Origin of the sequence: Primorskyibacter flagellatus, from assembly GCF_048268605.1 — a bacterium.
Classification (GTDB): Bacteria; Pseudomonadota; Alphaproteobacteria; order Rhodobacterales; family Rhodobacteraceae; genus Primorskyibacter; species Primorskyibacter flagellatus.
On sequence record NZ_JBLWVF010000002.1, the window covers coordinates 289,592 to 308,805 of the forward strand.

General features: G+C 60.1%; 18 protein-coding genes. 6 read left to right on the plus strand and 12 right to left on the minus strand.

What is annotated here, in order from left to right; translation table 11 throughout:
* The first annotated feature begins 89 nt into the window (after positions 1-89).
* Genes ACN0WV_RS04605 through kdsA form a run of 3 tightly spaced genes read left to right on the plus strand, consistent with a single transcriptional unit; the run spans position 90 to position 2,685 of the window.
* Entirely contained in the window at positions 90-1,049 is a 960-nt protein-coding gene (locus tag ACN0WV_RS04605; protein ID WP_143514483.1) for a KpsF/GutQ family sugar-phosphate isomerase, read from the plus strand.
* A complete protein-coding gene (locus ACN0WV_RS04610; RefSeq protein ID WP_417604047.1) occupies positions 1,046-1,840 on the plus strand; it encodes a 3-deoxy-manno-octulosonate cytidylyltransferase in 795 nt (264 codons plus the stop codon). Before ACN0WV_RS04605 ends, ACN0WV_RS04610 begins: the two co-directional genes overlap by 4 nt.
* Positions 1,837-2,685: a 3-deoxy-8-phosphooctulonate synthase gene (kdsA, locus tag ACN0WV_RS04615; protein WP_417604048.1), complete on the plus strand. Its 849-nt coding sequence runs from the start codon at positions 1,837-1,839 to the stop codon at positions 2,683-2,685. Before ACN0WV_RS04610 ends, kdsA begins: the two co-directional genes overlap by 4 nt.
* A gap of 12 nt (positions 2,686-2,697) precedes the next feature.
* Here kdsA and ACN0WV_RS04620 read toward each other — a convergent pair whose 3' ends face one another.
* Positions 2,698-2,979, minus strand: a complete 282-nt coding sequence (locus ACN0WV_RS04620; protein ID WP_417604049.1) for a hypothetical protein — start codon at positions 2,977-2,979, stop codon at positions 2,698-2,700.
* Between the two features lie 210 nt (positions 2,980-3,189).
* Between ACN0WV_RS04620 and ACN0WV_RS04625 the strand changes: the two genes are divergently transcribed.
* Entirely contained in the window at positions 3,190-4,512 is a 1,323-nt protein-coding gene (locus ACN0WV_RS04625) for an NAD(P)-dependent oxidoreductase (protein ID WP_417604050.1), read from the plus strand.
* 101 nt (positions 4,513-4,613) lie between these two features.
* Positions 4,614-5,918 (plus strand): NAD-dependent dihydropyrimidine dehydrogenase subunit PreA, encoded by a 1,305-nt coding sequence (preA, locus tag ACN0WV_RS04630; protein WP_417604051.1) that lies wholly within the window; start codon positions 4,614-4,616, stop codon positions 5,916-5,918.
* Positions 5,919-6,252: 334 nt separating this feature from the next.
* Here the strand turns inward: preA and ACN0WV_RS04635 are convergent, their stop codons facing one another.
* From ACN0WV_RS04635 to ACN0WV_RS04655, 5 genes are all read right to left on the minus strand, one after another.
* Positions 6,253-8,058 (minus strand): ABC transporter ATP-binding protein, encoded by a 1,806-nt coding sequence (locus tag ACN0WV_RS04635; protein ID WP_417604052.1) that lies wholly within the window; start codon positions 8,056-8,058, stop codon positions 6,253-6,255.
* A gap of 1 nt (position 8,059) precedes the next feature.
* A complete protein-coding gene (locus ACN0WV_RS04640) occupies positions 8,060-8,989 on the minus strand; it encodes an ABC transporter permease subunit (RefSeq protein WP_417604053.1) in 930 nt (309 codons plus the stop codon).
* A 10-nt stretch (positions 8,990-8,999) separates the two neighbouring features.
* Positions 9,000-9,923 (minus strand): oligopeptide ABC transporter permease OppB, encoded by a 924-nt coding sequence (gene oppB / locus ACN0WV_RS04645; protein ID WP_084350397.1) that lies wholly within the window; start codon positions 9,921-9,923, stop codon positions 9,000-9,002.
* Positions 9,924-10,041: 118 nt separating this feature from the next.
* Positions 10,042-11,691 (minus strand): peptide ABC transporter substrate-binding protein, encoded by a 1,650-nt coding sequence (locus ACN0WV_RS04650; protein ID WP_417604054.1) that lies wholly within the window; start codon positions 11,689-11,691, stop codon positions 10,042-10,044.
* 480 nt (positions 11,692-12,171) lie between these two features.
* Entirely contained in the window at positions 12,172-12,846 is a 675-nt protein-coding gene (locus ACN0WV_RS04655; RefSeq protein WP_417604055.1) for a Crp/Fnr family transcriptional regulator, read from the minus strand.
* Positions 12,847-12,982: 136 nt separating this feature from the next.
* Here ACN0WV_RS04655 and ACN0WV_RS04660 point away from each other — a divergent pair, with 136 nt between their 5' ends.
* A complete protein-coding gene (locus tag ACN0WV_RS04660) occupies positions 12,983-13,357 on the plus strand; it encodes a hypothetical protein (RefSeq protein WP_417604056.1) in 375 nt (124 codons plus the stop codon).
* Between the two features lie 163 nt (positions 13,358-13,520).
* On the opposite strand, the gene ACN0WV_RS04665 is transcribed toward ACN0WV_RS04660, so the two are convergent.
* From ACN0WV_RS04665 to ACN0WV_RS04690, 6 genes are all read right to left on the minus strand, one after another.
* On the minus strand, positions 13,521-14,579 hold the full coding sequence (locus ACN0WV_RS04665; protein WP_417604057.1) for a TRAP transporter substrate-binding protein: 1,059 nt from the start codon (positions 14,577-14,579) through the stop codon (positions 13,521-13,523).
* A 53-nt stretch (positions 14,580-14,632) separates the two neighbouring features.
* On the minus strand, positions 14,633-15,922 hold the full coding sequence (locus tag ACN0WV_RS04670; RefSeq protein ID WP_417604058.1) for a TRAP transporter large permease: 1,290 nt from the start codon (positions 15,920-15,922) through the stop codon (positions 14,633-14,635).
* Complete coding sequence (locus ACN0WV_RS04675; protein WP_417604059.1) at positions 15,923-16,510, minus strand: TRAP transporter small permease; 588 nt, start codon at positions 16,508-16,510, stop codon at positions 15,923-15,925.
* A gap of 46 nt (positions 16,511-16,556) precedes the next feature.
* A complete protein-coding gene (locus tag ACN0WV_RS04680) occupies positions 16,557-17,063 on the minus strand; it encodes a flavin reductase family protein (RefSeq protein ID WP_417604124.1) in 507 nt (168 codons plus the stop codon).
* Positions 17,064-17,075: 12 nt separating this feature from the next.
* The gene (locus tag ACN0WV_RS04685) at positions 17,076-17,963 is read right to left on the minus strand and encodes an aldo/keto reductase (RefSeq protein ID WP_417604060.1); all 888 of its coding nucleotides are present in this window, start codon (positions 17,961-17,963) and stop codon (positions 17,076-17,078) included.
* Between the two features lie 92 nt (positions 17,964-18,055).
* On the minus strand, positions 18,056-19,210 hold the full coding sequence (locus tag ACN0WV_RS04690) for an LLM class flavin-dependent oxidoreductase (protein ID WP_084350388.1): 1,155 nt from the start codon (positions 19,208-19,210) through the stop codon (positions 18,056-18,058).
* Positions 19,211-19,214 lie beyond the last annotated feature (4 nt).

Below are 19,214 nucleotides of genomic sequence, written 5' to 3' on the forward strand. Positions count from 1 at the left end.
GCGGCCTGGGTCGACCTGCGCTGCGCGGCCCTTGCAACTGCGGCCCGGTCGTCGCATTAGCGAGGGACCACAAGCCAAGAGGTGGAGCCGTGGCACCAGCCGAGACCATCGTGAATACAGGCCAGCGCGTTCTGCGCACCGAAGCGGCTGCGCTTGCCACATTGGCCGAAGCGTTGCCCGCTGACTTTTCCGCTGCTGTTGAAATGATCCTTGGCGCAAAAGGCCGCGTTGTGGTGTCGGGGATCGGGAAATCCGGCCATATCGGCAACAAGATCGCGGCGACACTGGCCTCTACCGGGACGCCTGCGCAGTTCGTTCATGCATCAGAGGCCAGCCATGGCGATCTGGGCATGCTGACCACGGATGATGTCTGCCTGTTGCTGTCCAACAGTGGCGAGACCACTGAATTGGGCGATATCATTGCCCATACCCGGCGTTTCGGCATCCCGCTGATCGGGATCTCCAGCCGCGAAAACAGTACCTTGATGCGGGCCGCCGATTTGCGGCTGACCTTGCCCGCAGCACCCGAGGCCTGCGCGATTGGCATGGCCCCCACGACATCGACCACGATGATGCTGGCGCTTGGCGATGCGTTGGCCGTGGCGCTGATGGAGGATCGCGGCTTTGAGGCCTCGCATTTCCACGTTTTCCATCCCGGCGGCAAACTGGGCGCGCAAATGGCCAGCGTGGCGGATTTCATGCATGGTGGCGTAGAACTGCCCCTCGTGGATGCTGACGCGGATATGAGCGAAACGCTGCTACAGATGACTTCCAAGGGGTTCGGCATCGCGGCAGTTGTCACGGATGGCAAGCTGACCGGAGTCGTGTCGGATGGCGACCTGCGCCGCAATATGGCCGACCTGATGAGCCGCAAGGCAGGCCAGGTGGCCACGCCGGACCCCGTGACGATCGCGCCGGATTGTCTGGCCGCCGTCGCCCTGAAAACCCTGAACGAGCGCAAGATCGGTGCGCTTGTCGTCGTCTCGGAGGATAAGACACCCTTGGGCATCCTGCATATTCACGACCTTCTGCGCGCTGGTGTGGCATGAGCGCGGTTATCCTGATCCCCGCGCGCTATGCCTCGCAGCGCTATCCCGGCAAGCCGCTGGCCGAACTGCGCCAACCCGATGGCAGCCGCAAATCCCTGATCCGGATGAGCTGGGAGGCCGCCTGCAAGGTGCCGGGTGTCGACGCGGTGCATGTGGTTACCGATGACGACCGTATTGCCGATGTTGCAAAGGCGTTCGGTGCCAGCGTCATCATGACCTCGCCGGAATGCGAGAACGGGACTGCGCGCTGCGCTGAAGCGCTGATGCGCGCCACGCTGGACGCCGACATCATCGTCAACCTGCAAGGCGATGCGCCCCTGACGCCGCCCTGGTTCGTCGAGGCGTTGATCGACGAGATGCGGCGCAATCCATCCGCAAGCATGGCGACACCCGTCTTGCGGCTTGACCGCGAGACCTATGGCCATTTCGCCGAGGACCGCAAGAATGACCGCGTTGGCGGCACCACGGCGGTCTTCGACAAGGATATGAATGCGCTCTATTTCTCGAAAGAGATCGTGCCGTATCTCGATCCGTCGAAACTGCCCGAAGGCCCGCTGCCGATGTTCCACCATGTCGGCGTCTATGCCTACACGCCGGAGGCGCTGACCGCCTATGGCAGTTGGCCGCAAGGTCCGCTGGAAGGCGTCGAGGGGCTGGAACAGTTGCGCTTTCTCGAAAACGGCCACAAGATCCGCTGCGTCGAGGTTGACGGCCGTGGGCGCGTGTTCTGGGAATTGAACAATCCCACGGATGTGGACCGCATCGAATCGGTATTGAGGACGCTGGCATGACCCCTATTGACGCACGCATCGTTAAAGTTGGCGACATAGAGGTGGGCGGCAACGCGCCTTTCATGCTGATCACCGGTCCTTGCCAGCTTGAAAGCCTCGACCACGCCCGGATGATGGCGACCCGAATTGCCGAGGCCTGCGCGCCGACCGGCACGCGGTTCGTGTTCAAAGCCAGCTATGACAAGGCCAACCGGTCCTCCATTGGTACCCAACGTGGATTGGGCATGGAGAAGGGGCTGAAGATCCTCGGCCGGATCGCGGAAGAATTTGGTTGCCCGGTGCTGACCGATGTGCATGAACCCGGCCATTGTGCGGTGGCGGCAGAGGTTTGCGACATTCTGCAAATCCCCGCTTTCCTGTGCCGCCAGACGGATCTGTTGCTTGCTGCGGGCGAAACCGGACGGGTGATCAACGTTAAAAAAGGTCAGTTTCTGGCCCCGTGGGACATGGGCAATGTCGCCGCCAAGATCGCCAGCACCGGGAATGAGAACATTCTTCTATGCGAACGTGGCACCAGCTTTGGCTACAACGCACTGGTGACGGATTTTCGCGGGCTTCCGACGATGGGGCAGACCGGCTATCCGGTTGTATTCGACGCCACCCATTCGGTGCAGCAGCCGGGCGGGCAGGGGGCGTCCAGCGGCGGACAGCGCGAATTTGCGCCGGTTTTGGCGCGTGCGGCCTGTGCTGTGGGGGTGTCGGCGCTGTTTATCGAGACCCACGAGGATCCGGACAACGCCCCCAGCGACGGGCCGAACATGATCCCTGTGGATCAGATGTCCGGCCTCATCGCGGAACTCAGAGCGTTTGATGCACTGCGCAAGGGACTATCGACGTCCGCTTGAGCGGCGTCGCGCTCACAGGTGCATAACGTCGGAAAAGACGTGATGCACGATCCGGTCGCGCGGGATGCCCAGTTTTGCCAATTGCTCGTCCGAGAGCGCATGCAATCGTGCGGCATGCTCCAGACGGCGGTTATGTGGCGACGCTTTGATCAAAGCTTTGCCGATGCGTTTCAGGACGCCCATCAAGCCGCCGTTTTTTTCGTGTGCGCCTGTGGCGCCGAATGTGGCAATATCTGCCATTGTTCTGCTTCCTTGCATTAACGTGATCTGTTGATTGCAAAGATAGGTGCTCATCACGGGCTTTCCTACGGCCAATGCTGCATAGCGGCATTGGCCGTAGTGCAAAGCACTCATTGAGAAAAATGGCAGAATTCGATTCGATATTCAGAAAATAATGCTGCGACGCAGCGTCACCTTTGCTGCAGGACGTATAAATTTTACCAGTTGATAAAAAAATGAACCTGTGAGAGCATTTTCCCGAACCAACGAATGCGGAGGGATGGAATGGATCCGAAAATGCTGACCGAAGGGATTGTCGCGGGGCGACGCGAGGCCGGACAACTGGCCGACGCCTTCGAGGATCTCCACCCGCCGCTGTCAGAACACGAGGCGCTGGTCGCCGCTGACCGTTGCTATTTTTGCCATGACGCACCCTGCACGGTGGCGTGCCCCACAGATATTGATATCCCGCTGTTCATCCGGCAGATCGCAACCGGCACGCCAGAGGCTGCGGCCCGCACGATCCTGTCGCAGAACATCCTTGGCGGCATGTGCGCGCGTGTCTGTCCGACCGAAACGCTGTGCGAAGAGGTCTGCGTGCGTGAAACCGCCGAAGGCAAGCCGGTCTTGATCGGTCAGTTGCAGCGCTTTGCCACCGATACGTTGATGGCTGCGGATGAGCATCCGTTCGAACGCGCACCGTCCACCGGCAAACGCATCGCGGTTGTCGGTGCCGGGCCTGCCGGGTTGGCCTGTGCGCACAGATTGGCGATGAAAGGCCATGACGTCGTTGTATATGACGCGCGCCCCAAAGCGGGCGGGCTGAACGAATATGGCATCGCCGCCTACAAGACCGTCGATGGGTTCGCGCAGGCAGAGGTTAATTGGCTGATGAAAATCGGCGGCATCACCTTGCAGAACGGCAAAGCCCTGGGCGCTGACCTGAGATTGGATGATCTGAAAGCCGAGCATGACGCAGTGTTCCTTGGTGTGGGGCTTGGCGGCGTCAACGCTCTGGGCGTTCCGGGTGACGACAAGGATGGGGTGCGCGACGCAGTGGATTTCATTGCAGAGCTGCGCCAGGTGCCGGATCTGACTGCGCTGCCCGTCGGACGTGATGTGGTGGTGATCGGTGGTGGCATGACAGCGGTGGACGCGGCCGTTCAGGCAAAACTGTTGGGCGCGCTCAACGTCACAATGGTGTATCGGCGCGGCAAGGACCGGCTGAGCGCCAGCGAGTTCGAGCAGGACCTGGCGGCGTCGCGCGGGGTGCGCATCATCACCAATGCCCAGCCTGTCGCTGTGCATGGCAACGGGGCCGTCCGCGAGGTCGAGTTCACCTTTACCGATGACGATCTGAAACCCACCGGGCAAAACTTCCGTCTGCCAGCCGATCAATTGTTCCGCGCCATTGGGCAAACATTGGTAGCAGACGGATTGCCTGATCTCGACGGTCGAAAAATCGCAGTCACAGGGGCGGGTCGCACCAGTGTCAGTGGCGTTTGGGCAGGTGGTGACTGTGCTGCGGGTGGTGACGATCTGACCGTGACAGCCGTGGCCGAGGGGCGCGATGCGGCCGAGGATATTCATGCCCGGTTGATGGGATAAGGCTGCGCGCCCCGGACTTGATCCGGGGCCTTCTGCCAGCCGACCGAAAGGCCCCGGATCAAGTCCGGGGCGGGTGGTGACAACAAAAGGATGATCGCAAAATGGCTGATCTGACAACCGATTTCGTAGGGATAAAATCTCCAAACCCGTTCTGGCTGGCCTCCGCGCCGCCCACCGACAAGGAATACAACGTCCGACGTGCCTTCGAGGCAGGTTGGGGCGGTGTCGTGTGGAAGACGCTGGGTGAGGACCCACCCATCGTGAACGTCAACGGCCCGCGTTACGGCGCAATCTGGGGCGCGGACCGACGCTTGCTGGGTCTCAACAACATCGAATTGATCACCGATCGCCCGTTGGAGGTGAACCTACGCGAGATCAAGGCGGTTAAGCGCGACTATCCGGATCGCGCTGTCATCGTCTCGCTGATGGTGCCTTGCGAGGAAGAGGCCTGGAAAAAGATCCTGCCTCTGGTCGAGGAAACCGGGGCCGACGGGGTAGAGCTGAACTTCGGCTGCCCCCACGGAATGAGCGAGCGCGGAATGGGGTCTGCCGTGGGGCAGGTGCCGGAATATATCGAGATGGTGACCCGCTGGGTCAAACAATACACGCGCATGCCCTGCATCGTGAAGCTGACACCCAACATCACCGACGTGCGCAAGCCTGCGGCGGCGGCCCATGCCGGGGGGGCCGATGCGGTCAGCCTGATCAACACAATCAACTCCATCACCGGGGTCGACCTGGACATCTTCGCGCCCGAACCCACGATTGACGGTAAGGGCGCGCATGGGGGCTATTGCGGCCCGGCGGTCAAGCCCATCGCCCTGAACATGGTCGCCGAGATTGCGCGTTCGCCTGAAATGCGTGGCCTGCCGATCAGTGGTATCGGTGGTGTGACAACCTGGAAAGATGCCGCCGAGTTCATGGTGCTGGGCGCGGGTAACGTGCAGGTCTGCACCGCCGCGATGACTTACGGCTTCAAGGTCGTGCAGGAGATGATCTCTGGCCTGTCGCAATTCATGGATGAAAAAGGCCTCACGGATACATCAGAGCTGATCGGCCGGGCAGTGCCCAACATCAGTGACTGGCAGCATCTTAACCTCAACTATGTCACCAAGGCGGAGATTGATCAGGAGCTGTGCATCAGCTGTGGCCGCTGCTATGCCGCTTGCGAGGACACCAGCCACCAGGCCATCGCGATGTCGGATGACCGGGTCTTTACCGTCAAAGATGAGGAGTGCGTGGCGTGTAATCTGTGCGTCGTCGTCTGCCCGGTCGAGGATTGCATCACCATGGTCGAGATGCAGCCCGGCCAGACAGATCCGCGCACCGAACGTGAGGTGGTCAAGGAATATGCCAACTGGACAACACATCCCAACAATCCCGGCGCGGTGAAAGCCGCCGAATGAACCGCTATTTCTGACGCGTTCTTCGCTGTGAAAATTAACGAAATGCCGCCTCGGTCTCTGCCCGTGGGCGGCATTCGCTTTTGAAGGCGCAATCTTGTTCCAAGTTCAATCAATCTTTTGTTCAAAATTAACGATATGACGAACACAATTCCGGCCACGACCGTTTGATACTTTTATGGCCACGATGACGTGAGAAACGAGGGCGCGGCCACAAGGCTGAAAAGCACGCTGTGCAGCCTTGTGGTTTTCGCGCGGTGGCGCGCTCTTGTTCCGACCTATCTTGGACTGATCCAAAGCAGCCCTGGCATTCTGGCGGGTGGTCGCTGCTGCGCGGTCACGCGGTGCCGGACATGATCCGGTCCAGCGGATCGTGCTCGGCCACCAGATGACCTTCGGACACTTCATCAAGTTGCGGGACATACTCATCTTCGCCCGCGGCCAGTTTCGAGGGCAGGAAGCGCAGCGATGCGCGGGTATCCAGCGGTGAAGGCAGCTCTCCGGGCAGGCGGATGCGTTCGCGCGCGCGTTCGGCGACCGGATCCGGGATCGGCACGGCCGAGATCAGCGATTGCGTGTAGGGGTGGCGCGGTCTTGCACAGATCGTGTCGGCATCGGCCAGTTCCACGATCCGACCCAGATACAGGACCATGATCCGGTTGGAAATCGCGCGCACCACAGACAGATCGTGACTGATGAACAGCATCGACATGCCGAATTCGTGCTGTAGATCGCGCAGAAGCTGCACGATCTGCGCCTGAATGGACACGTCCAGCGCGGACACGGCCTCGTCACAGATAATCAGGCGCGGCTTGTTGATCATCGCGCGGGCAATACCGACGCGCTGGTTCTGTCCGCCCGACAATTCATGCGGATAGCGGTTGTACATGGCCGCATCCAGACCGACGCGCTCCATCATCGCCTGCACCTCTGCACGGCGTTCGCGTTTGGTCAGATCGGGACGATAGGTGCGCAGCGGCTCGGCGATGGAATCGGCGATGGTCATGCGCGGATCGAGGCTGGCGAGCGGATCCTGAAACACGATCTGCAAATCCTTGCGCTCGCGTTTCATTCCGGCCCGGTCAAGGTCGGTCAAGGGCGTGCCCAGCCAGCTGACGCTGCCTGCCGAGGGTTCGATCAGGCGCAGCACCGCGCGGGCCAAGGTTGACTTGCCGCACCCGGATTCGCCGACGATGCCCAGCGTTTCGCCCGCCCGCAGGGAAAAGCTGACACCGTTCACGGCTTTCAGCGGCACCGTGCGCCCGAAAACCCCGCCCGAGACGCGGATCGGGAAATGTACTTTGAGGTCGTCAACCTTCAGCAAGGTATCGGAGGCGGCCGCGGCCTCGGGGGCCTCGCCCTTGTCGATGCGCGGCATCGCGTCCAGCAATTTGCGGGTGTAGTCGTGCTTCGGCGCGCCGAAGATCTGTTCCGCCGCGCCTTCCTCGACAAAAGCGCCAAGGCGCATCACCTTCACCCGGTCGCACATCCGCGCCACCACGCCCATGTCATGCGTGATCAGCGCGATCGCGGTCTGCAACTCGTCCTGCAAACCCGCCATGAGATCCAGCACATCGGCCTGCACCGTCACATCCAGCGCCGTCGTGGGCTCGTCCGCGATCAGCAGTTTCGGCTCGCAGAGCATGGCCTGGGCGATCATCACCCTCTGGCGCATGCCCCCGGACAACTCGTGCGGGTATTGGTCCAGCCTGCGGGCAGCCTCGGGGATGCGGACACGGTCCAGCCAGTCAAGGCAATGCTTGCGCGCGTCAGAGCGTGACATGCCGCGATGCACTTTCAGAACCTCGGCCATCTGGGCGCCCACCTTCATATGGGGCGTCAGCGCGGTCAGCGGATCCTGAAAGATCATGCCCACATCCGCACCGCGAATACGGTTCAGCTTGCCGGGTGACAGGTTGAGGATCTCGTTCCCGCCCAGCTTGACCGAGCCGGAGGCATGGCCATTGGGCGGCAGCAGGCCCATCGCGGCCATGAAGCTTTGGCTTTTGCCGGAACCGCTTTCGCCGACGATGCCCAGGCATTCGCCCGCCGTGATGTCGAAAGAGACGCCCTTCACTGCCTGCACGCGGCCATCCGGGGTGTCAAAGCCAACTTTCAAATCGGAGACGGAAAGAATGGTCATGTCAGTGATCCTTCGGGTCTAGCGCGTCACGCAGCCCATCGCCGATGAAGAACATGGTGATGATGATGGTGACGTAGAAGAACAGCGGGAAGGCCAGTTGCCACAGCGTCCCGTAGGCCATCGTGCCGGCCCCTTCGGCAATGAGGCGTCCCAGTGACGTATTGGGTTCCGAAATACCCAGCCCGAGGAAAGAGATGAAGGATTCCGCAAGGATCATCTCGGGGACGAGAAGGGACGCGTAGACGATCACGACCCCGATCAGGTTGGGCAGGACGTGGCGAACGATGATTGCGGTCTCGGAAACGCCGCCTGCGCGGGCGGCCTCGATGAATTCGCGGGTTTTCAGCGTCAGGGTCTGGCCGCGGACGATCCGGCTCATCGTCAGCCAGCTGACAGCGCCAAGGGCGACGAACAGCGTGACGAAGCTGCGGCCCGCGATGACGAGGATGAGGATGAGGATCAGCGTCAGCGGGATGGCCAGCAGGATGTCGACGAAGCGCATCATCACGCTGTCCAGCTTGCCGCCGAAATAGCCTGCGATGACGCCCCAGGCCGTGCCCACGATCAGCGCCATGCCTGCACCGATCAGGCCGACCAGAAGCGAGGTCCGCGTTGCCTGAATGGTGCGCGAATACAGATCCCGGCCCAGATCGTCGGCACCGAAGAAGTGGCCGGATTCCAGCGAAGGCGCACCAAGGGCAAGCACGTCGCCCATCACGACCCAGTCGATTTCCTCGTTCGACCAGACAGCGAAAAGCGGGCCGAACAGCACGAACAGCACGATCAGGCCCAGCACCAGAACGCTGGCCATCGCGGCCTTGTTGCGCAGAAACCGCCGCATGGCGTCATTCCACAGCGACCGGCCGCGCACCGCCTTGAAATCGGTGATATCGGCGGCGAGTTCCTCGGCCTTTTTGGATGTTCCGAACATGCGCGCCTCCTCAATACCGGATTTTCGGGTCGAACCACGCATAGGCGAGGTCGGTCAGCAGGTTCACCACGACAGTGAGCGCGCCGTAGAGGATGGTGATCCCCAGCAGCACGGCGTAGTCGCGCGTCAGGGCAGAGCTGACATAGGACTGCCCCAGCCCGCCGGTCGAGAAATAAATGTCCACAAAGACCGACCCGGTCAGGACGTAGACGAAGACCGGGCCCAGGTAGGACACAACCGGCAGAAGCGTCGGCTTCATCGCGTGACGCCAGATGATGACGCGTTCGGGCAGGCCCTTGGCGCGTGCTGTGCGGATGAAGTTGGAGTTCATCACCTCCAGCATCGAGGACCGGGTGATCCGCGCGATGTTGCCCATATAGGACGTGGACAGCGCGATCACCGGCATGATCAGATATTCCCACTGCCCACCGTTCCAGCCGCCGCCGGGCAACAGGCCCAGCCATAGCGTGAAGGTCAGGATCAGGATCGGACCCATGATGAAGTTGGGCAGCGCCTGTGCCGCAATCCCGAGGCTGACCGCGAAATAGTCCAGCCATGTGTTGTGCCGGATGGCCGCCGCAATCCCGAGCGCGATGCCCACGATGGACGCCGCCAGAAAAGCCAGCGATCCATAGGTCAGTGAGATCGGAAACCCCTGCGCGATGATGTCGTTCACGTCGCGATCCTTGTAGCGGAAGGACGGGCCGAAATCGAAATGCAGGAAGATATTGATGAAGTAATCCCACAACTGCTTCCAGAGTGGCTGATCCAGACCGTAACGCGCCTCGATATTCGCCAGCACTTCGGGCGGCAGGGGACGCTCTGACGTGAACGGCCCGCCGGGGGCGAAATGCATCATGAAGAAGGCTGCGATGACAAGCAGCATGATGGTCGGGACGGCGACCAGCAGCCGCCTGATGACGTAGGAAATCATTGCAGGATTACCCGAATTTAGAGAGAACCCGTGCCCCGGACTTGATCCGGGGCCTCTGCGTTTGATGCGCGGCGCTGGTGAGGCCCCGGCTCAGGGCCGGGGCACGAAGCGCTACAGATCATTCCGCGATCTTGTAAAGATCCTTGGAGTACCAGTTCTGCTCGACATTCTCGACAGGCCAGTTGCCCACGTCGCTGTCCATCATATAGACGCCGGCATAGTGGTAGATGGGGATCACCGGCACTTCCTCGGCCAGGATCTGTTCGATCTCGGTGTAGATCGGCGTGGTGTCGCTGGCGGATTTGGCTTCTATCAGCAACTCGTCAACGCGGGGATTGCTGTACTTGCCGTCATTGTAGCCGGATTCACTGTCCAGTAGATCGAGGAAGGTCGAGGCCTCGTTATAGTCACCGCACCACGCACCACGCGCCAGATCGAAATCCTGATTGCCGCGAGTCTCAAGGAAGACTTTCCATTCCATATTGGCAAGGTTCGGCACCACACCCAGCTTTTGCTTCCACATCTGGCTGAGAACCACGGCAATCTTCTCGTGGCTTTCATCGGTGTTGTAGATCATGTCGAATGTCAGCGGGTTGTCCGGGCCGTAGCCTGCCTCTGCCAGCAATTCCTTGGCTTTCGCATCACGGTCGGCCTGACTCATTTCCGACATCTCGGTTTGCGGAGGGGTAAAGCCCGCGACGGCTTCGGGCGTGAACGTGTAGGCTTCGGGTTCGCCCCCGGCTTTGATGTTCTGGGTGATGATCTTGCGGTCTACGGCCAGCGACAGGGCTTGACGCACGCGCACATCCTTGAACGCCTCGGGTCCGGTGTCGCTTTGGTTGAACGTGTAGTAATAGTTGCACAGCCGCGGGAAGCTGATCGCTTCGTCGGGGTGTTCCTTCTTCAGGCGGGGGAACTGTCCGGCGGGGACTTCGGTGCGGTCCAGCTCGCCTGCCATGAACCGGGTGAGGGCCACGTTTTCATCGTTGATGACCAGCGCTACGGTCTTGTCGATGATCGTGTTCTCATTGTCCCAGTACATCTCGTTCCGCTCGCGCACCGAGCGTTCGTTGGGCAGATGCTCTGTCAGGACATAGGCACCGTTGGACACGATGTTTTCGGGTTTGGTCCATTCCTCGCCAAATTCCTCGACCACTTTTTGCGGCGCGGGGAAAGTGGTGGAATGAGTTGTCATTTGCGGGAAATAGCTGAGCGGCTGTGACAGGCGCACCTCCAGCGTGTGATCGTCGATGGCCCTGACGCCAAGTTCCTCGGGGGGCATTTCACCTGCGACGATCTCCGACGCGTTCTCCAATGACATCAGCTTGACATACCATTGGTAGGGCGAGGCCAGTTCGGGCGAAGCGGCGCGGCGCCAGGCGAAGACAAAATCACCCGCGGTTACCGGATCGCCGTTCGACCATTTCGCATTGTCGCGCAGGTGGAATGTATAGGTCTTGGTGTCATCCGAGACGTCATAATCAGTGGCAACACCGGGAATCAGCTTGCCCTGAGCATCCTGATTCATCAGCCCTTCGAAGAGATCGCGCACGATTTCGGCACCGATCGTGTCCTCGACGACTTGCGGGTCGACAGAGCTGTGCTCATCCAGCACGCGGTAGGTGAAGGTCTGATCTTTGGCCAGCGGTTCGCCTGTGACAGGGTGGGTGGCCTGAGCCAGCGCGGTCCCGGCCAACAGTGCGGAACACAGGAAGGTGGACAGCGTCAGCTTTGCATGATGTTTCAAGATAGTTCTCCCATATTTCATCGACGACCCAGGGCTTCTGGCGACGAATCCTTTGATGGCGGAAGTGTAGGGTGCTGTGATGCTTCCGCAAGAGTCCTGACGCAATTACTCGCCTTGTCTGCGGCGGCGTAGGAAAATCTTTTCGATTGGTCAAATTCTGGATCAATTTATATATTCTGTGGTCGTATATTGAGTGTTGTGCGGTCACACTGAACCGAATTTTGACTAATCGAGGGGGCGAAAGCTGCCGGATCAAGTCCGGCAGGGGCGCGTTTCAATCGTCCGGCAATCTGCGTGGGACGCGTTCCGGGCACCCGAGCGGCGAATGGAGCGCGTGGAAGCATCGGAATGGCGATAAGGCATGAAGAGGAAATGAAGAAGGTGACGCCGGGTGAGGTCGAGCATGCCAAACGCTTATCGAAAGCCATGGAGTCTGGATGTGCCTTTTGGGCAGGGGGTGTTGCTGACGGGCTGTGCCAAATCCGTTGTGTTGAAGTTTATCTAGATCAGCGGCCGTTTGCGTAACGATTCGTCCCGGCAAAGACCCACCTCTTCCAACGCCTCGATATCCGGCACGGTCAGTTTGCCATCGCTCCAGAAGGCGAGATCGGAATTTCGTAATTTTGCCAAGGTCTTGTTGGTGTGAACCAGTGAAAGCCCCATCGCATCTGCCAGATCTTGCTGTCGATAGGGCAAGGGCGCGACCGTTCCCGATGTCATGTCCAGCGCGTTGAGTTTGCGCCAGATCCGGGCGAGTGCCCATGCCAAAAGCTCGTAAGCCTCGCGTTGGCCTAGCGCAGCGAGGGCTTCGCCCAGAAACCTTTCTTCATTGGCGGCAAGCCAGGTCAGATCAAAGGCGCGCGCCGGCTGATTCCGGTACAGGCTCCACAATTCGGAGCGATCAAAGACGCACAGGGTCATGGCGGTCGTGGCCTCGACCGAATGGGTCATCTGGTTCAGAACGCCGGCTTGAAGCCCTATGAAATCACCGGGCAGAACCAGACTGATTACATGACGGCGCCCATCTTCCAACAGTTTGTACCGCAGCCCCATGCCGCTGAGCGCCGTGTAAAGTTGGGGGGTGTTGGCACCCTCTGCAAGGATCGGGGCACCGGGTTCCATGTTCATCTCACCGACTTTGAATTTTTCCATGAATTCGATCTCTGTCGAAGACATCGGATCAAACAAAGGCAATTGCCTGATCGGACAGTTGCGGCACTTGATACCCATATTTTCCCTCCACCTATGTCATAGTTAAATGCAGAGTTTCCAAAGATGTTCCATGATTTGTCTTTGATGAACGGGAACCGTTATGCTGATGACAGCCGAGAAGCCGACCACCGACACCCGCCAGTTTGGTGTGGTTTGCCAAGAGCCGGTCGTACAGCTTGACGCGGTTGAAACACTGCGGGAGGTTTTCCCCGGTGCCGCGGTTCACATGTTCCACGATCTTTCTGCGACCTCGGCAGAGCTTGATGCCCTTGCCTCTTGCACGGTTCTGCTGGTCATCGGCCCCGGATTGCACTTCACCGATAATTCACTGCCCCGTCGCTTGGCCGCTCGGGGCGCTGGGCTGGTGTTGGTTGATTGCGATTCTGCCGAAGTCGAGGCGTATGGCATAAAACCTATCATGGTACAGCAACCTTTTACTTCGGAAACTTTGGCCGAGGCATTGCGAAAGGTCTGATTTTTAAGGATGAATGCCGGGATTGTCTTGTTAGACTATTCTTCGCGACCATCGTATCGCCGATATAGGGTGAAGGCTTTTGGGGAGGGAGCCTGAACTTCTTCGGCGGGTGGCCGGGGTCGCCGTAAAAGCGACCCCGGCTTCGGTTTATGCGATGTCAGACTTATTGCAGGTCCTTGGCGCGGGCTTCGGCCAGGTCTGCCTCTGCCGAGGCAACCGCATCGGTCAGTGCAGTAAAGATCGCTTCGCCACCCTCTACATTGGATTTGAACCAGTCATAAACCGGCGCTGCGGCATCCTTGAACGCGGCCTTTTCCTCGGGGGTGGGTACATACAGATCGCCGCCACCGGCTACGAAATCCTCATAGGCCTGAATCGATTTGCGCTTGGGCGAGGCAAAGGTCGCTTGCTGCAATTGGTAGAAGCCGTCCACCACCACCCTGCGCAGATCTTCTGGCATGGACATGAACTTGTCGTTGTTCATCCACCAGAGCGCGCCCATGTAGGCATGGCCGTCCAGCGTGACATATTGCAGACCGGCATCCGGAAACTTCATGCCCATGATGTCGGTGATGCCATTCTTGGACCCTTCGACAACGCCGGTCTGGAAGCTGGTAAAGAGTTCAGGCCACGGGATCGGGGTGGGCGATGCGCCAAGCGCCTTGACCAGTTCCTGCGGCAAATCGGCGACCACGGTACGGATCTTCAGCCCCTCCAGATCGGCGGGCATCTGCACCCGGCGTTTGGTGTTGGCAAAGTTGCGCCAGCCACCGGTGTTGCCGATGGTCATCAGCCGGATCATCCCGTTCGAGTCGTCCAGCGCCATGTCCCGCATGGTGCGGACGAAATCCCCCTGAAGCACGGTTTCTGCCACGCGGTCGTCGGCCATCAGGTAGGGCAGGTCCAGAACCTGCACATACGGAAAGATCCCCGCGGCACCGCCGGAGGTCGAGATATAGACGTCGATCGACCCGTCAGCGATGCCTTGAAGGCATTCGGTCCCATTGGAGCAAAGCTGCGTGCCGATAAACATCTCAACGCCGATCTGGCCGTTGGACGCCGCCTCGACATAGTTCTTGAAGACCACGAGCCCGTCGTAATCCTCGTCGTTTTCATTGGAATTGGCGGTGGCGCGGATGGTGTATTCCTGCGCGCTTGCGGCAAGTGTGCCGCCCGCCAGAAGTGCCGCGGACAGTGCCGCCGTTGTAAGACCCTTGAGCATGTAAGACCTCCCTTATGCTTTCTTTCGGTCGATAGTCGGGCAATTTGCCCGGCTTAGTTAACAAATCCCGTCAGCCGTGGAACCGTCATGGAAATCGCGGGGATGTAGGTGATCAGGAAAATCACCACCACCTCTACCGCAAGGAATGGCAGGATTGCGCGGGCGATCTTTTCGACCCGTTCGCCCGACACGGATGAGGCGACGAACAGCACCAGCCCCATTGGCGGTGTCGCCAAACCCACGGTCAGGTTGACCGACATGATGATCGCGAAATGCACCGGGTCCACGCCCAGGCTGACGAAGATCGGCCCGAGAATGGGGCCAAGGATGATGATCGCCGGACCCGCGTCCAGAAACATGCCGACGACGAACAATAACAGGTTTATCAGGAACAGCAGGATCAGCGGGTTTTCCGACAGCGCAAGGATGAATGCGGCGAGTTGTTCCGGCGCATGGCTGAGGCTGACCACGGTCTTGAACGCCATGGCCGCGCCGACCAGCAGCAGAACGACAGCGCTGGTCATGGCGGAATTTGACAGCACCTCGGGCAAATCACGCAGCCGCAGCGTCCGCAGAATGAACAGGCCGACGATGGTGGCATAGGCCACGGCGACGGCAGCGGCCTCGGTGGGGGTAAATATGCCGCCAAGGATGCCGCCAAGGATGATCACGGGCGTCATGAGCGGAAAGAACGCCTTGAGGCTGGCCTGTCCGCGCTCGGGCCAGGTGTGTTTGCGGGTGGCGACGGGAAAGTCGTATTTGTCGGCCATGATCTTGACCATCATCATCAGGCCGACACCCACCAGAATACCCGGCACGATGCCCGCGAGGAACAGCGCGGCGACGCTTTCGCCCATGACATAGGCATAGATGATCATGATGCCCGAAGGCGGAATGATCGGGCCAATCACGGAACTGGCGGCGGTGATGGCGGCGGCGAATTTGCGGGAATACCCCTGTTTCTCCATCGCGGGGATCAGCATCGACCCCAGCGCCGAGGTGTCCGCCACGGCAGAGCCGGACAGGCCCGCAAACAGCATCGAGCTAAGGACGTTCACATGCGCCAGCCCGCCGCGAAAATGACCCATCATCGCTTGGCTGAACTCGACCAGCCGCATGGTGATGCCGCCTCTGTTCATCAATTCACCGGCCAGCATGAAGAACGGGATCGCCATCAGCGGAAAGCTGTCCATGCCATTGTAGACATTGCGGTAGAGCAGCCCGACATCGCGTTCCTGCCCGTTCATCCATAACAGGATTCCGGGGGCGGCAAGCAGGCCGAAAAACACCGGCAGACCGATCATCAGGAACACAAGGAACAGAGGCAGGAACCATATCAGCATCTATTCGGCCCCCGGTGTGGAGAGTGTCGGCAAAGGTTCCAGATCGTCCCCGCCGCCGGTCAGGCGCACAAGTTCCCGCAGCAGCAATTCTACCGTGACAGAGATCAGCAGGACGACACCCACGAACAGTGACATGAACATCCAGGCGAGCTTCAGCTTCACCGCCTGCATGCCGATCAGATCAAGCGGCAGTCGAAGCGAGGATGAACTGAACAACCACCCGGAATTTACATGTTTCCACCCCAGTTGAAGGGCCACGACAAGAACCAGAAGCGCCATCGCCAAAAGAAGGAAGTTAAGGAGTGCTGCCGCACCCTTGGGCAGCAGGATCGTGAGCGTATCAATGGCGACGAAGCCACCCCGGCGGTAGGCCGCAGGCGCGACCAGCCCGGTCATCCACAACATGCAGAACCGCGCCAGTTCCTCGGACCAGTTGGGGGCGGCGTTGAAGCCGTAGCGCATCACGACCTGATAGAGGATCGACAGCACCATGACGGCCATGGCGAAAACGGCGATTGCTCGGCCCAGGCGCAACACATGTGTGTTGACGAATTGCAGGGGGACAAGAAATCCCATCAATATCGCCATTCGGTCTCCTCCTCCCAGTGCACGCATTTTTTCTTATGGCGGCAAATTATGACGGTTTTTCAATGGCTCCGTATTTTCCGGCAAAGAAAGCCAGCGGTTTTCCAGGCCGTGTCATGACGCGGGTCACGCGCCCGATGATGATGGAATGGTCGCCGCCGTCGTGCTGGGCGATCCTGGTGCATTCAAAGCGTGACAGGCAGCCGCCGATCAGCGGCACACCATGCTCGCTGGTCTCCCAGTCAAGCACATCAAAGACGTTGCCGTCACGCGCGAAACCATTGCTGATTTCGGATTGCTCGGCCCCCATGACATGGATCGCGAAATGTTCGGCCGCCATGTAGAACGGGTAGCGCTGAGAGCTTTTCGCAGGCGCCCAAAGCACCAGCGGCGGGTCCAGCGACAGGCTGGCAAAGCTGTTGGCGGTGATGCCGATCGGCCCGGTGCCAGATTCGCAGGTGATAATGGTGACGCCCGTGATGAATTTTCCCAGCGCCGCCCGAAAGGCGCGCGGATCTTCCGTTTCGGGATCGAAGCTGTAAGGCTCTGCCGTCATCAGCGACATGCCTCAGGCCACTTCGTTGCCAAGGGCGTGGGTGTAGATCTCAAACCATGTCTCCCGGTCCATCGTGAACTTTGCAGCATCGCTGATACGGGCGATGCGGTCCAGATTATTGGTACCAAGGACAGGTAGAATTCGCGCGGGATGTGCCAAGAGCCACGCCACGGCAACGGCGGCGGCGTCGATGCCCCGCGCCGCGCCAAACTTTTCCAGCGCGCGGCGCAATTCCGCGCGGCTGCTGGCAAACAGCGTGCCGCCGCCCAGCGGAGACCACGCCATTGGAGGGATACCGCGCTCTTGCAGGAAGGCGATGTCGCCATTGGTGAACGCGTCATGCGTCATCAGACTAAGTTCGATCTGGTTCGTGGAGAGCGGCGTCTTCATAGCCGATTGCAGCAGCGTCCAGTCCCAGGGCCGAAAGTTTGACACACCGACGGCGCGGACCTTGCCTGTGGCCACAACCTCGTCCAGCGCAGCGCCGGTTTCGTGGGGATCCATGAAAGGATCAGGCCGGTGGATCAGCAACAGGTCGATGCGGTCGGTTTTCATCAGGCGCAGGGAAGAATCGACAGAGGCCAGAATATGCGCGCGGCCGGTGTCGTAATGCTTGACCCGTGCATTGGCGTACCGGCCTGCGGGGGCGACGATGCCGCATTTTGTGACGATCTCGATCTTGTTGCGCAGTGCGGGCGTCAATGCATTGCCAAGGATCTCTTCGGCCATGTAACCGCCATAGATGTCGGCTTGATCCATCGTGGTGATGCCCTGATCCAGACAGGACGAGATCTTTGCCCGAACATATTCCGGCTCAGTGTTTTCGTCATCGCCAAGACGCCACAGCCCATAGACGATACGGCTGAGGTCGAGTTGGTCAGTCAGTCGGATGCGATCCATCGGGTCTTCCTTCAATTCCAGTGCCCACCCGCCCCGGGCTTGACCCGGGGCCTTTGGGTGAAGGTCCCGGGTCAAGCCCGGGACGGGTCTCTCTAGCGACGCAGACCAACGCCAAGCGGCGTGATCGGTGTCGACGCAGGCAAGCGGCCATAGGCACTGTTCAACTGCGTGGTCTTCAAATGCGGCAACACCCTTTGCCCGAAATGACGGCATTCGTCGAGATGCGGATAGCCGGACAGGATAAAGGCGCGAATGCCCATCTTCTGATAGTGTTCCAACTCCGACAGCACCTGATCGGTGGACCCGACCAAAGCGGCACCGCAACCCGACCGCGCCCGGCCTATGCCAGTCCACAGATGCGGCTCGATAAAGCCTTCCATATCGGCCAATTCGCGGTTCTTTGCCTGATGCGACACGCCAAGACTGGAAGCGTCCAGAGATCGTTCGCGGATTGCGCGGCCCTGTTCGTCATCCAGCTTGCTGACGATATGCTCGGCCCATTCGCGGGCCTCTGCCTCTGTGTCGCGGACGATGACATGCACGCGCAGCCCGTAATCCAGCGTGCGATCGTATTGCTGGGCCACGGCGTGCACGGCTTTCATGCGCTCGGCCAGCGCCTCCTTGGCCTCTGGCCACATCAGGTAGACATCGCAATGCTGGCCGCACAGGTCCAGCGCGGCGGGCGAGTAGCCACCGAAATACAGCAGTGGCCCTCCGGTCTGATAAGGCTTGGCCGGATCGGTCCAGAGCTTGTCGAACTCATAGACCTCGCCCTTGTAGGTGATCTCGTCCTGCGTCCAGGCCTGTTTCAGGATCTCTACCACCTCACGCGACCGCTGGTAACGAAAGGCGCTGTCGGCTTTCTCGCCTGGGAAGTCAGAAGAGATGATGTTGACCGTCAGCCGCCCCTCCAGCATATGATCCAGTGTGGCGATGGTGCGCGCCAGCATGATTGGCTGCATCTCTCCGCAGCGCACGGCGGCCAGCATGTTGATCTTGTCGGTAATTGGCGCGCAGCCTGCGACAAAGCTGAGCGTGTCCTGACCTACCTGATAGGAGGACGGGCACAGAATGTTGCCAAACCCTTGGGTCTCGGCCTCTTTCACGATCGACGAACAATGCGCCCACGATGATCGCAACCGGCCTTCGGGCACACCGAGATATTCGTAATCGTCAGAGCAGAGCGCCGCGAACCACGACACCTCTGCCGCGTCCAAGTCGGGGGAGGTGATGGGGACCACGGTCATCAGG

Coding starts and splice junctions, on each gene's coding strand:
- ACN0WV_RS04610 (WP_417604047.1), top strand. CDS start 1,046: ATGAGCGCGGTTATCCTGATCCCCGCGCGCTATGCCTCGCAGCGCTAT.
- kdsA (WP_417604048.1), top strand. CDS start 1,837: ATGACCCCTATTGACGCACGCATCGTTAAAGTTGGCGACATAGAGGTG.
- ACN0WV_RS04620 (WP_417604049.1), bottom strand. CDS start 2,979: ATGAGCACCTATCTTTGCAATCAACAGATCACGTTAATGCAAGGAAGC.
- ACN0WV_RS04625 (WP_417604050.1), top strand. CDS start 3,190: ATGGATCCGAAAATGCTGACCGAAGGGATTGTCGCGGGGCGACGCGAG.
- preA (WP_417604051.1), top strand. CDS start 4,614: ATGGCTGATCTGACAACCGATTTCGTAGGGATAAAATCTCCAAACCCG.
- ACN0WV_RS04635 (WP_417604052.1), bottom strand. CDS start 8,058: ATGACCATTCTTTCCGTCTCCGATTTGAAAGTTGGCTTTGACACCCCG.
- ACN0WV_RS04640 (WP_417604053.1), bottom strand. CDS start 8,989: ATGTTCGGAACATCCAAAAAGGCCGAGGAACTCGCCGCCGATATCACC.
- oppB (WP_084350397.1), bottom strand. CDS start 9,923: ATGATTTCCTACGTCATCAGGCGGCTGCTGGTCGCCGTCCCGACCATC.
- ACN0WV_RS04650 (WP_417604054.1), bottom strand. CDS start 11,691: ATGAAATATGGGAGAACTATCTTGAAACATCATGCAAAGCTGACGCTG.
- ACN0WV_RS04655 (WP_417604055.1), bottom strand. CDS start 12,846: ATGTCTTCGACAGAGATCGAATTCATGGAAAAATTCAAAGTCGGTGAG.
- ACN0WV_RS04660 (WP_417604056.1), top strand. CDS start 12,983: ATGCTGATGACAGCCGAGAAGCCGACCACCGACACCCGCCAGTTTGGT.
- ACN0WV_RS04665 (WP_417604057.1), bottom strand. CDS start 14,579: ATGCTCAAGGGTCTTACAACGGCGGCACTGTCCGCGGCACTTCTGGCG.
- ACN0WV_RS04670 (WP_417604058.1), bottom strand. CDS start 15,922: ATGCTGATATGGTTCCTGCCTCTGTTCCTTGTGTTCCTGATGATCGGT.
- ACN0WV_RS04675 (WP_417604059.1), bottom strand. CDS start 16,510: ATGGCGATATTGATGGGATTTCTTGTCCCCCTGCAATTCGTCAACACA.
- ACN0WV_RS04680 (WP_417604124.1), bottom strand. CDS start 17,063: ATGACGGCAGAGCCTTACAGCTTCGATCCCGAAACGGAAGATCCGCGC.
- ACN0WV_RS04685 (WP_417604060.1), bottom strand. CDS start 17,963: ATGGATCGCATCCGACTGACTGACCAACTCGACCTCAGCCGTATCGTC.
- ACN0WV_RS04690 (WP_084350388.1), bottom strand. CDS start 19,210: ATGACCGTGGTCCCCATCACCTCCCCCGACTTGGACGCGGCAGAGGTG.